This window comes from Propioniciclava sp. LT432, from assembly GCF_059515965.1.
Genome location: NZ_JCAKNE010000010.1, coordinates 17,135 through 30,067 on the forward strand (window position 1 = coordinate 17,135; position 12,933 = coordinate 30,067).

Here is a 12,933-nt window from a genome sequence, read left to right on the forward strand (position 1 = left end):
CGGGGGACGACTTGGTGCGGTCAAGTGATGGTGTGAAACCGGGGTCGCGCGTCGTGCACTCGCTGAGGATCGCGCTGTTCGGTTCCATGGTGGCGGGCGTCATCGCAGCCGCCCTCGAGGCGCTCCTGCTGGTGTCCGCGCCGAACTTCATTCCCATCACGCTCGCCTACCCCATCAGCGCGGTGCTCTACACCGCGGCCGGGGTCCGCGCGTGGTGGCGGCGTCCGGGTTCGTTGATGGGTCCGCTGATCATGGCCGGTGGCGTGGCGATGCTCCTCGCAGGCCTCATCAACACCGAGATCGAGCCACTCGTCGTCGTCGGTCACCTCTCCGCGACGCTGGTCGTCGCCATCATCATCCACCTCCTGCTCGGCTTCCCGAGTGGCCGGCTGGGCCTGCCGTTTCCCCGCGTGGTCGTGGCGATCGCGTACGTCTCCACGACGGTGGCGCAGGCATTCTTCGTCCTGTTCGACGGCGTCGTCGCGGACGCCGGCCACGTCCTCCAACGCGTGGGAGGGCTGCTGATGATGGTGGGCACCGTGGTCGTCCTCGCCGTCCGGCTCAAGGCGGCCACGACCTCCCAGCGCCGCACGCTGATCCCCCTCTGGGGCTACGGCATGGCCGTGGTGGTGTTCATCCCCAGCGGTCCCTGGGTGCTGACCACGCTCGTCGGCGCGACCCCCCTGCAGATCGGTTCGGCGCAGCTGTTCGCGATCGCCGGCATCCCCATCGCCTTCCTCGTGGCGATCATGCGCGGAGCGTTCGCGCGCACCGCTGAGGCGGAAGCCCTGGCCGTGTGGCTCGGTGCCGATCCCGGACGCCCTCACCTCCACGACGCACTGGCTCGGGCCCTCGGCGACCCGACCGTCACCTTGGCCTATCGGCTCGTGGGTGGCCCGCACCACGTCGATGCACAAGGCCTCCCCGTGAGCGTGCCGCCACCGGGGTCCCACCCACGCGACACCGTCATCGTCGAGGTGGGCGGCGAACCCGTCGGGGCACTGACGTACGATGCACTGGCCGTGGACGCACGTGCCGCCCAGGAGGCAGCCCGCGTCGTGGCGCTGGCAGTGGAGGGAGAACGCCTGACCGCGGCGCTGAGGGCGTCGCGTTCCCGGATCGTCGAGGCCGCCGACCGGGAACGGGCCCGCATCGCCCATGACCTTCACGACGGGATCCAGTCGCGTCTGGTCCTGCTCGGGGTGGACGCCCACCGCCTCGGTCGGCTGGCGTCGGCGGGGGCCGACACGTCCACGTTGACCGAGCGCGCCACACGCCTGCGGGAGGAACTCGACGCGGCGGCCACAGAAGTGCGCCGGTTGGTGCAGGGCATCATGCCGACCGCCCTGGAGCAGAGTGGCCTGGCGGCCGCGGTCGAGGACCTCACCGATCGGATGCCCATTCCAGTTCGGGTCTTCCTGGAGGTGCCCGAGCCACTCTCCGCCGAGGTGGCGCGCACCGCCTACTTCGTGGTCGCCGAGACCCTCACGAACGTGACCAAGCACGGGAACGCCAGGGCTGCACGGGTGGACATCGACCACGACGGCGACACGTTGGTGGTGCAGGTCAGCGACGACGGCGGAGGGGGAGCGTTGCTCGACGCCGGCCGGGGGTTGAGCGGCTTGCGCGACCGGGTCGAGGCGATCGGCGGACGCCTGGTGGTCGACAGTCCACCCGGTGCGGGAACGAGGATCAAGGGGGAGTTGCCGTGCGGGTCGTGATCGCCGAGGACGAGGCGCTGCTGCGCGAGGGCCTGGTCCTCGTGCTGGCAGAGGGCGGAGCGGACGTGGTCGCCCGCGTGGGCGACGCCCCGTCGTTGCTGGAGGCCGTCGAGGAGCTGGCTCCGGACCTGGCCATCACGGACATCCGCATGCCGCCCACGTTCTCAGACGAAGGGCTCGCCGCCGCCCTGACGATCCGGGAGCGGTTCCCCGCCACCGCGGTCCTCGTCCTGTCGCAGCACGTCCAGCGCAACTATGCGGTCGAACTGCTGTCCGCGGACCGCGGTGGGGTGGGGTACCTCCTCAAGCAGCGCATCGCCGACATCGACGGCTTCCTCGCCGACGTGCGGCGAGTCGCAGACGGGGGCACCGCCCTCGACCCCGAGGTCGTGCGCCTCATGATGTTGCGAACCAGCCGTGCCGGCGGCCAGGTGCGCAAGCTCACGCCACGCCAGAACGAGGTGATGGCCCTGGTCGCCCAGGGCCGGTCCAACGCGTCGATCGCGAAGACACTGTTCCTCACCGAGAAGGCGGTCGTGCAGCACACGTCGAACATCTACGACGCACTCGGCATCCCGGTCGCGCAGGACGACCACCGCCGGGTCCTCGCGGTCATCCGTCACCTCGAGGCCGAGGCGGAGGTCGGCCGACTCTGAACGAGGGCCTCCCGTCAGCCCCCCAGCGCGCGGCCACCTGCAGGGTCAACTCGCGGACGCCGCGTGCGCGACACGTCAGGCCCTGGTCGCGCCGTCGTCGTCCACGACGGGTGGGGTGACGACCGTCTCGGCCGTGCCCCTCTCGTCTTCCTGGACCAGCGCGCCGACGCCCTCGCCGGGGGGAGTGGGATCGACGGCGAGCACGAAGTCGTCGCCATGGCTCACCACACCCTCGACGACGGCAGCCTCGATCGCCTTGGCGGCGTAGCGGCGACGCACCATCATCGGGTCGGTGTGCAGGTCCCTCATCAGCGAGACCACCATGCCGATCATCACCACCATGAAGGGGAGGCCGGCGATGATCGTGATTGATTGCAGGCCCGCCAGCGCCTCGGAGCCGGCGATGATCAGCATGATGGCGGCCACGGCGCCGGTCGCCGCGCCCCAGAAGATCACCGTCGGACGGGATGGCTCGATGGTGCCGTTCTCCGACAGGGTGCCCATCACGACCGAAGCCGCGTCCGCCCCCGAGACGAAGAAGATGGAGGTCAGCAGCATCACGATGAACGCGGTGATGGTCGGCCAGGGCAGGGTCCCGAGCAGCGCGAAGAGGGTCTCCTCGGCAGATCCGATCTGGCTGAGCCCGGCACCGGTCTGCTCGGCATTGATGGCCGCACCGCCGAAGATCGAGAACCACACCAGGCTGACGGCGCTGGGGAGCAGGAGGACGCCGGACACGAACTGCCGGATGGTGCGGCCGCGGGAGATGCGGGCGATGAACATGCCGACGAACGGCGTCCAGCTGACCCACCACGCCCAGTAGAAGATCGTCCAGCTGGCCAGCCAGTCCAGGGCGGCCGGGCCCGCAGTTCCGGTGCGGCCGGACATCTGCATGAGGTTCTGCAGGTAGGTGCCGAGCGTGGCGGGCAGCAGGTTCAGGATGAACACCGTCGGTCCGACGACGAACACGAACAGGGCCAGGCCGATCGCCAGGAACATGTTGATGTTGGACAGGTACTGGATGCCGCGGCTGATGCCCGACACCGCCGACAGGATGAAGGCGGTGGTGAGGATCGTGATCAGGACGACCAGCGCGGTGTTGCTCGGCTCGTCGATCCAGCCGACGATCTGGGCGCCGGACATGATCTGCAGGGCGCCCAGGCCCAAGGAGGTCGCCGAGCCGAACAGGGTCGCGAAGATCGCGAAGATGTCGATCACCTTGCCGGCGGGACCGTACGTCTGGCGCTTGCCGAGCAGCGGCTCGAAGACGGCGCTCATGGTGAGCGGACGTCCCTTGCGGAACACGCCGTAGGCCACGGCCACGCCGACGACGGCGTAGATCGCCCACGGGTGGAGGCCCCAGTGGAACATCGTGGTGGCCAGGGCGTTCCGGATCGTGTTCTCGTTGTCCGCACCACCGGTCCCGGGTGGGGGCGTCACGAAGTGGGCCAGCGGCTCGGCGGCACCGTAGAACATCAGGCCGATGCCCATACCGGCGCTGAACATCATCGCGATCCACGACGACGTGCGGAACTCCGGGCTCTCACCGTCCCGCCCGAGCGGGATGTTGCCGAACGGGCTCATCGCCAGCCACAGGATGAAGAACACGAAGCCGGTCGCCGCCAGCGCGAAGAACCAGCCCGCGTTCGTGACGACCCAGCCCTGCCCGGCCGTGGCCGACGTGGACAGGCTGGTGGGGGACACGAGACCCCAGACGACGAAGGCCAGGGACACCAGGGCGGTGATCGAGAAGACGACCTTGTCGAGGGTCCCGGGGCGCTCGTCGCGCACGTCGGCGGTCGGTTCGAGGGCGGGATGGTTCGCATCCAGCACGCGTCCCTCACCGGTCATGCGGGCCACACCCGCGCTCGCGTGTGAGTGCAGCAGGGTCCGACGGGCGCGGGCTCTGCCCGCCTGGGAACGGGCGGCGCGGGTGAGTTTCACCCTCCGTGTGGATCCGGTCGGACGGTCCTGGTCAGTCATCGGCGTGCTTCCTGGTTGCGGACAGAACCGTTCGACCGTATGGCACCCGACGGGAGAAATCACATCGAGCCCTCCGGTTCGGCAACCGGACGGGCGTCCGGTCAGCCCCGCGGCTGCCAGGTCGGCGTCCGCGTCGCCGGGTCCCAGGAGTAGACCTCGTGGCCCGAGATCCACGTGCGGAGCACCTTGTGGGCCAACTCGAACGGGTCACCCGTCCAGAGGACGAGGTCGGCGTCCTTGCCGGGCTCGAGCGACCCGATCCGATCGGCCACGCCCATCACGCGGGCCGGGTTGATCGTGATGGCCCGCAGGGCGGCGTCGGCGTCCATGCCCTCGCGGACGGCGAGTGCGGCCTGCGTGACGAGGTACTCGATGGGGACGACCGGGTGGTCGGTGATGATCGACACGGGGACGCCCGCCCGGTCCAGGATGCCGGGAGCCGAGAGCAGCCGGTCGCGCACCTCCACCTTGGACCGGCTCACGATGAGCGGGCCGTACAGGACCGGGATGCCGCGCTCCCCGACGAGGTCGGCGATCTTCCAGCTCTCGGTGCCGTGGTCGAGGACGAGGTCGTACCCGAACTCGTCCGCCATGCGCAACGCGGTCGCGATGTCGTCGGCGCGGTGGCAATGCTGGCGCCACGGGATCTCCCGGTTCAGCACCATCAGCAGCGCCTCGTGGACGAGGTCGCCGCCGGCGTCGTCCTTGGCCGCGTGGTTGCGAGCCTCGGTGAACGCCTTGCGGATCACCAGCGCGGTCCCCAGGCGTGTCGACGGAGTCTTCTTGAGCTCGCCGTAGACCTTCTTCGGGTTCTCACCGAGGGCCGCCTTCAGGCCGGAGGGGGAGCGGAGGGCCATCTCGTCGACGACACGCCCCCAGGTCTTGATCGCGACGGTCAACCCACCGATGGGGTTGCCCGACCCGGGGTTGACGTTGACCGCGGTCACGCCGCCGGCGACGGCGTCCGCGAAGCCCTGGTCGTAGGGGTTGATCGCGTCGAGGGCGCGGGCGCCGGCCATCACGGGGTCGGTCATCTCGTTGGTGTCGTGGCCGGCCCACCCGTCGCCCTCCTCGTGGACGCCGAGGTGGACGTGGGCGTCCACGAAGCCGGGGAGCAGCCAGGCGCCCGCGGCCTCCACCACCTCGTGCCCCTGCGGCACGGCCACGTCCGGCCCGAGGGCGGCGATCCGGCCGTCGGTGACGACGACGGTGCCGTCGAATGGTTCGGCGGTGACAGGGACGACATGGGCTCCGGTGATGGCGACATTCATGGCGTCGAGCCTAGTGGGACAGCCCCAGGAACTCCCGCAGGCGGGGCAGCTCCCGAGATGCCTGGGTCAGGCCGAGCTGATGGGCCGCCTCCAGCTTGGCGACGTTGCGTTCGCCGTTGGAGATGGTCATCCGCTCGGGGGCGAACACGTACGCATCCCCGGCGCGCTCCAGCGCGAAGAGCTCGTCCCGGGTGGCGTTGTAGCGCGACCAGCGGGACAGCAGGGCGTCCGACACGGCCGGGTACCGGCGGAAGTACTGCCGGTAGAACCACGGGTTCGACGGCGGCTTCTTCGTGTAGCCCCGTTCCTGCGTGAGGACCACGACGAACTTCGAGTAGCCCGCCTCGCGCGCCGCGTCGATGGGGATGCCGCCCGTCTCCCCGAGTGCCCCGTCGACGTACAGTTCGCCGTCGATCTCCACCGGTGGCATCACGATCGGCATCGTCGAGGACGCCTGGACACGCGCCATCAGGTCGAGGGGCTCGTGGATGTCCGCGCGGCCCCAGCGAACCGTCCGGCCGTCGCGGACCCGACAGGCGCTGATGGACATCTCGGCCGGGTGTGCGTCGAAGGCGTCGTGGTTGAAGGGGAGCGCCTCGCCGGGCCCGGAGGTGCGGCGGTAGATGTAGTCGGAGTTGAACAACCCCTGACCGCGGACGAACGTCCGCCAGTCGCCGAACTGCGGGTCCGCCGCGAACGTCGTGAAGGACGCCTTCGCGCGCCACGCATCGCCCGTGAGGTAGTTCACCGTGTTGGACGCCCCCGCCGAGATGCCCGCCACGAACGGGAACACGATGCCCGCCTCCAACAGCGCCACCACAGTGGCTGAGGTGTGGGCCGCCCGCATGCCACCGCCCTCGAACACCAACGCGACGCCGGGCACGTTGATGGACGGGGCGGGACGCTGAGCGGATCGGGGCACGGGTCAGTCCTGGTCGGTCGAGTCGCCCGAGCGGTCGGGCCGCCCGGCGTCGGGTCCGCCGTCGACGAGTCCCTTGAGACGGGTGATGTTCGCGCGTGGGGCGAGGGGTTTCAGGGCGGCGCGGAGGGTGAGGTCGATGGGTTCGGGCAGCATCCAGCCGAAGTTGCGGGCCAGGAGCCCGAGGACGGCGCACGTCACGATGGGCGCCGCCATGCCGACCTCGCGCAGGCCGAGGTGGAAGAAGGTCAGTGCCTCGATGCTCCCGACGATGGCCAGGGAGGCGTACAGGGTGTTCCCGCCGAACACGGACGGCGTCTTGCCCACGAGGACGTCGCGCAGCATGCCCCCGCCGACGGCCGTGATGACACCCAACATGATCGAGGGGACGGCGTCCAGCCCGAGCGCGGCCGCCTTGATCGTGCCGGTGGCCGACCAACAGCCCAGCGCGAGGACGTCCGCCAAGGCGAGCGCGCGGCGGGAGAAGGCCCCCTCCAAGTGGATGAGGTAGGCCACGAGCGCGGCGACGAGCGCGCCGCTGAGGTAGGCGGGATCGGTGAGGGCGACCGGGTAGCCGGAGTTGAGCAGGACGTCACGGAGCATGCCGCCGCCGAGCCCCGAGATGATCGCGAGCGTGGCAAAGCCGACGATGTCGAACCGCCGGGAACGCGCCACGGCCCCGCCGAGGAGTCCGTTCGCGACGACTCCCGTCACGTCGACGATGCGGAAGAGTGCTTCGGCATCCCAGATCACAGGGAGATCTTCTCACCCTGTGTTGCATTTCCGGGTGGAGTTTCCCCAAGGATCCTTGGGGAAACTCCACCCGGAAATGCAACACAGGGCGTCGGGGATCAGCGACCCGGCGAGCTCAGCCGGGCGATGGTGTCGTTCAGGGTCGCGGACGGACGCATGACGGCGGCCGTCTTGTCGGCGTCCGGACGGTAGTACCCACCCAGGTCCACGGGGGAACCCTGGACGGCGATCAGCTCCTCGCTGATCTGCTCCGCCTGCGCGCGGAGCTGCTTGGCCACCGGACCGAACGCTGCCGCGAGGTCGGCGTCCTCGGTCTGCTGGGCCAGTTCCTCGGCCCAGAAGACGGCGAGCCACGCGTGCGAGCCGCGGTTGTCGACCTGGCCGACCTTGCGGGCCGGGGACTTGTCCTCATCGAGCAGGGTGCCGGTCGCGGCGTCCAGCGCCTTGCCCAGGATGGCCGCCTTCGGGTTGTCCGAGGTGCGGGACAGGTGCTGCAGCGATTCGGCCAGCGCGAGGAACTCTCCGAGGGAATCCCAACGGAGGTAGTTCTCCTCGAGCAGTTGCTGCACGTGCTTGGGGGCCGAACCACCGGCACCCGTCTCGAACATGCCGCCGCCGTTCATCAGCGGGACGACGGACAGCATCTTCGCCGACGTGCCGACCTCGAGGATCGGGAACAGGTCGGTGTTGTAGTCGCGCAGCACGTTGCCGGTGACCGAGATGGTGTCCTCGCCGCGTCGGATGCGCTCCACGGACTTCTTGGTCGCCTCGACGGGGGACAGGATCGAGATGTCCAGGCCCTCGGTGTCGTGGTCGGCGAGGTACTTCTCGACCAGGGTGATGAGGTTGCGGTCGTGGGCGCGCTCGGGATCGAGCCAGAAGATCGCCGGGGTGCCGGAGACGCGGGCGCGGGTCACGGCCAGCTTCACCCAGTCGCGGATCGGGGCGTCCTTGGTCTGGCAGGCGCGCCAGATGTCGCCGGGGGCGACGTCGTGCTCCATGAGCACCTCACCGGACGCCGTCGTGACCTGCACCTTGCCGGCGCGGGTGATCTCGAAGGTCTTGTTGTGCGAGCCGTACTCCTCGGCGGCCTGCGCCATGAGGCCGACGTTCGGGACGGAGCCCATGGTGACCGGGTCGTAGGCACCGTTGGCCTTGCAGTCCTCGATCACGGCCTCGTAGACACCGGCGTAGGAGGAGTCCGGGATCACCGCGAGGGTGTCGGCCTCCTTGCCGTCCGGGCCCCACATCTTGCCGCCGATGCGGATCATGGCCGGCATGGAGGCGTCCACGATCACGTCGGACGGGACGTGCAGGTTCGTGATGCCCTTGTCGGAGTTCACCATCGCCAGCGCCGGGCCGTCCGCCAGCTCGGATTCGAGGGAGGCCTTGATCTCGGCGCCCTTCTCCAGGCCGTCGAGGCCCGCGAGGATCGCGCCCAGGCCGTTGTTGCCGGTCAGCCCCGCCGCGGTCAGCTCCTGGCCGTAGGTCGCGAACGTCTTCGGGAAGAAGGCGCGGACGACGTGGCCGAAGATCACCGGGTCGGACACCTTCATCATGGTCGCCTTCAGGTGGACCGAGAACAGGACGCCCATCTGCTTGGCGCGGGCGATCTGCTCGGTGAGGAACGCGTCGAGGGACGCGGCACGGAGCACCGTCGCGTCCACCACCTCGCCCTCGAGCACCTTCAGGCCGTCCAGGAGGACGGTGACCTCACCCGTGGTGTCGACGAGTTGGATGCGCAGGGAGTCGGCCTCGGGCATGACGACCGACTGCTCATTGGCGCGGAAGTCGTCGCGGCCCATGGTCGCGACCTGCGTCAGGCTGTCGGCCGACCAGGTGCCCATCGAGTGCGGGTGCTTGCGGGCGTAGTTCTTGACCGCCAGCGGCGCGCGGCGGTCGGAGTTGCCCTCGCGGAGGACCGGGTTCACGGCGGAACCCTTGACCGCGTCGTAACGGGCCTTCGCGTCGGCGTCCGCATCGGCGTAGGCCGGGAGGTCGTAGCCCTGCGCGTTCAGCTCGGCGATGGCCGCGTCGAGCTGCGGCTGGGACGCCGAGATGTTCGGCAGCTTGATGATGTTCGCCTCCGGCGTCTTCGCCAACTGGCCGAGCTCGGTGAGGGCGTCCGGGACGCGCTGAGCCTCGGGCAGGCGGTCGGCGAAGGCTGCCAGGATGCGTCCGGCGAGCGAGATGTCGCGGGTCTCGACCTCCACGCCGGCGGTCGAGGCGAAGGCCTCGATGATCGGCAGGAGGGAGTAGGTGGCGAGCATCGGAGCTTCGTCGGTGAGCGTGTAGATGATCTTGGCCATGCGGACTCGGATCTCCCTTGAATGTGTCCAGTGATGCAGCGCTCACCCTATCGGGTCGCCGCTGGGCCCGAGAACAGAGCGGGCCCGCCACCGGTGTGAGCGGTGGGGGCCCGACATCTTGTTCTGACCGGAGATGGCGTGACGATTCCGGCCGATGACACGAGGGAAAGTGCCTTCATCCACGTCACCCGGATGAATCGGTGGACTGCAGACCACCGGCGGCCACTCGATCGCGCCATCCCACGCCCGCCTCCCGGCGCGACGTGTGAGGACATGTCTAATGCCCCGCGTACCGCTTCGGCAAGGGTCACGGCGTGTCGTCCACAGGGGAGTGGCATCCTCCACAGGGGACCTTGCCGACATCCACATTTCATACCCAATTGCCTGTGGAGAACCGTGCCAGACTGAGGGGATGAGCATCGAACGGCCGCTTCCCCGTGCGTTGCCCGCCGATGTCGGCGTGGATCCCGCCGGTGTGCACGCCTTCCTCGACGGCCTGTCCCGACGCCACATCGACCTGCACAGCCTGCACCTGCTGCGGTACGGCCGCGTGTTCGCCGAGGGTTCCTGGGCGCCCTACCGACCCGAGCACGCACCCCTGCTCTACTCGCTGTCGAAGACGTTCTCCTCGGCAGCGGTCGGTCTGGCCGTCGCCGACGGCGCGTTCGGCTACGACGACCGGCTCGTCGACCTCTTCGCCGACGTGGTGGACACCGCGGGGCCGGTCGCCTCACGCATCCGCGTCCGGGACTGTCTGGCCATGGCGACCGGTCACACCTCCGACACGGTCTTCTCCCCGGCGTTGGCGAAGCTGCCTGGCCGGACGCCGTGGCGTGTCGTGCTGGGCGAGGAGCCGGCGGGCGAGCCCGGGACGACGTTCTGCTACAACCAGTTCGCCACGTGGACGCTGGCCGAGGTGGTCCGGCACGCGACCGGACGAACGGTGCTGGATGTCCTCCAGGACCGCGTCTTCGGACCCCTCGGCATCAGCCGGCCCCGCTGGGACGCCGACGCGCATGGCCGACTGCTCGGGTTCACCGGGCTGCACCTGCCCCCCGAGGCGATCGCCTCGTTCTTCCAACTGCTCGCCGACGACGGCGTCCGGGACGGGGAACGGCTCCTGCCCGTCGAGTGGATCACCCGCCACCGACAGCTCCAGGTCTCGACGGCGTCCCGCGAGGCCAATCCCGACTGGGCCCAGGGCTATGGCTGGCAGGTGTGGCGCGACACCCGTGGCGGGTACCGCGGGGACGGCGCCTTCGGGCAGTTCGGGGTGATCATGCCGAAGCTGGACGCCGTGGTCGTCCTGACCAGCCTCACCCAGCGGATGCAGGAGGTCCTGGACGAACTCTGGGCCTCCCTCGTCCCCGCCTTCGACCGGCCGGGCGCCGGCGACGCTCACCTCGCGGCGCGACTCGAACGGGCCGCACTCCGGACGGTGGGAGGCGAGAGGGGTGGCGCCGTTCGCCTGACCTTCGAGAATCGGACGAACCGGTGGCAGCTCAACGACGACCCGGACGGGTGGATCCTGCGCTGGGTGGACGCCGAGGGCGGCGACCACCACGTGCCGATCGGTCACGGGCGCTGGCGCCACTCCGTGATGACGTGGGGGGACCGCCGACTGCAGGTCGCGGCGTCCGGGGCCTGGATCGAGTGGGGGCACTGGGTCGGGCACGTGGTCACGCTGGACTCCCCGCACGGACTGCTCGTCCACCTGCGCGATGACGGGTCGGGGCGGACCGAGTGGATCGAGTCCGCGCCCTTGGGGCGGGGGAGCCTCGCCGACCTGGCCCTGCGCTGAACCTCGGTTACAGCTGGCTCCGTGCCGACGCGATCGCGTTCAGGATGGCGCGCGCCTCGGCGTCCGACAGCGGGGTGGTGTCCCGAACGGCGGAGGCCATCTCGTCGAGCCGGGCCGACGCGTTGGCTGGGGTCAGTCCGGTCGACAGCGACGACCAGGTGCGCTCGAGTCGGTTGCGCGCGCCGGGGTTCTGGACGCCGGCGATGGCTCCGTTGATGGCGCGGACGGACGCTCCCAGGTCGGACCTCGGCGCCTGTGGCGAGTCCCCTGTGGGAGCGGTCCCGGGCTGGGAGCCCGGAGCGTTCGTTGCCGGAGCGGGGGCGGGGACGGGGGTCCACACCCCGTCCGGACCGAAGGGTGTCGGGGACGGAGGAGTGCTGGCCGTGGCCACGGGCGTCGGCTGGGGTGTTTGCTGTCGGATCATCGTCGTGGCGGACGGGTCGGCATCTCGGGGACTGAGCTGCCAAGCCCCGAACGCTAGTGCGGCGGCCCCGACGACGGCTGCCGCCACCGGCCAGCGGCGGGTCGGCTTCGTGGCGGCGCGCCGGGGCGCCGGACCGCCGGGCGGGGCAAACTCGGAGTGCCCGAAGGAGGGTGGGGTGCGCGACGGTGTGGCGGCGGTCGGCAGGACCATCGTTCGGTCACCCGTTTGGAGGGCCGCCAGTTCGTCCGCGACCTGGGCCGCGGTAGGCCGATCGGCGGGATCCTTGGCGAGCATGCGGGCGACGAGGTCGTCCAATGCCTCCGGGACGTCCGCACGGAGCTCACGCAGCCGGGGTGCTTCGGCGGTCAGGTGGGCCAGGGCCTGGGCAACCGGCAATTCCCGCGGGAACGGCGGCTGCCCCGTGAAGAGGGCCATCAGGAGGCAGCCGAGCGAGTACACGTCGGTGGAGGTGTCGACCTTGTCGCCGCGCGCCTGCTCGGGTGAGAGGTAGGCGGCTGTGCCAGCGGTGAACCCGGCCTCCGTGAGGGTCTCGCCGTTCCCCTCGATGAGACGGGCGATGCCGAAGTCGACGATCTTGACGCTCCCCTGGTGCAACACCGCGTTGGCCGGCTTGACGTCCCGGTGGATGATGCCGGCACGGTGGGCGGCCATGAGGCCGCGGGCGATGTCCTCGCCGATGGCCAGACCCTGCTCCAGGCTCACCGGACCGCCCTCGGCGACGAGGCCGGCGACGGACGGGCCCTCGAGGAGCTCCATGACGAGGTAGGCGACCTGGTCGTCGCGGCCGGCGTCGTGGAGCGAGACGACGTTGCCGTGGTTCAGGGACGCGGCCGTGTCGACCTCGCGACGGAAGCGGCTGACCGCCACGTCACTGGAGCCGGGGGCCATCCGCACCGTCTTGACCGCCACGTCGCGCTGGAGGTGAAGGTCGCGTGCGCGCCAGACGTCACCCACCGCCCCGTGTCCGATTCGGACGTCGAGGCGGTAGCGCCCGTCGAGCACGGCTCCTTGTTCCACCGGACCATTGTCCGTCGGGATGCCCGCACGGGCCAATCCGTGTTGGTGTGCGGACGCC

At 70.2% G+C, this 12,933-nt stretch carries 9 protein-coding genes; 3 read left to right on the plus strand and 6 right to left on the minus strand.

The window, feature by feature from the left end; translation table 11 throughout:
- Positions 1-53 precede the first annotated feature (53 nt).
- Both AC5YDV_RS06885 and AC5YDV_RS06890 read left to right on the plus strand, forming a co-directional pair.
- Positions 54-1,721, plus strand: coding sequence for a sensor histidine kinase (locus AC5YDV_RS06885; protein ID WP_496192447.1), 1,668 nt, complete (start codon positions 54-56; stop codon positions 1,719-1,721).
- Positions 1,709-2,377 carry a response regulator gene (locus AC5YDV_RS06890; RefSeq protein WP_496182475.1) on the plus strand — a complete coding sequence of 223 codons (669 nt, stop codon included), beginning with the start codon at positions 1,709-1,711 and terminating at the stop codon, positions 2,375-2,377. The genes AC5YDV_RS06885 and AC5YDV_RS06890 overlap by 13 nt, the downstream gene beginning before the upstream one ends.
- A 75-nt stretch (positions 2,378-2,452) precedes the next feature.
- On the opposite strand, the gene AC5YDV_RS06895 is transcribed toward AC5YDV_RS06890, so the two are convergent.
- The 5 genes from AC5YDV_RS06895 to AC5YDV_RS06915 form a co-directional block, all read right to left on the minus strand.
- Complete coding sequence (locus AC5YDV_RS06895; protein WP_496182476.1) at positions 2,453-4,360, minus strand: BCCT family transporter; 1,908 nt, start codon at positions 4,358-4,360, stop codon at positions 2,453-2,455.
- Between the two features lie 101 nt (positions 4,361-4,461).
- Positions 4,462-5,631, minus strand: a complete 1,170-nt coding sequence (locus AC5YDV_RS06900; protein ID WP_496182477.1) for an amidohydrolase — start codon at positions 5,629-5,631, stop codon at positions 4,462-4,464.
- Positions 5,632-5,641: 10 nt separating this feature from the next.
- Positions 5,642-6,553 (minus strand): patatin-like phospholipase family protein, encoded by a 912-nt coding sequence (locus tag AC5YDV_RS06905; RefSeq protein ID WP_496182478.1) that lies wholly within the window; start codon positions 6,551-6,553, stop codon positions 5,642-5,644.
- A gap of 3 nt (positions 6,554-6,556) precedes the next feature.
- Positions 6,557-7,303, minus strand: coding sequence for a trimeric intracellular cation channel family protein (locus tag AC5YDV_RS06910; RefSeq protein WP_496182479.1), 747 nt, complete (start codon positions 7,301-7,303; stop codon positions 6,557-6,559).
- A gap of 98 nt (positions 7,304-7,401) precedes the next feature.
- Entirely contained in the window at positions 7,402-9,612 is a 2,211-nt protein-coding gene (locus AC5YDV_RS06915) for an NADP-dependent isocitrate dehydrogenase (protein ID WP_496182480.1), read from the minus strand.
- A gap of 412 nt (positions 9,613-10,024) precedes the next feature.
- On the opposite strand from AC5YDV_RS06915, the gene AC5YDV_RS06920 reads away from it, so the two are divergent.
- Positions 10,025-11,413, plus strand: a complete 1,389-nt coding sequence (locus tag AC5YDV_RS06920) for a serine hydrolase domain-containing protein (protein ID WP_496182481.1) — start codon at positions 10,025-10,027, stop codon at positions 11,411-11,413.
- A 7-nt stretch (positions 11,414-11,420) separates the two neighbouring features.
- Here AC5YDV_RS06920 and AC5YDV_RS06925 read toward each other — a convergent pair whose 3' ends face one another.
- Positions 11,421-12,875, minus strand: coding sequence for a serine/threonine-protein kinase (locus AC5YDV_RS06925; protein ID WP_496182482.1), 1,455 nt, complete (start codon positions 12,873-12,875; stop codon positions 11,421-11,423).
- Positions 12,876-12,933 lie beyond the last annotated feature (58 nt).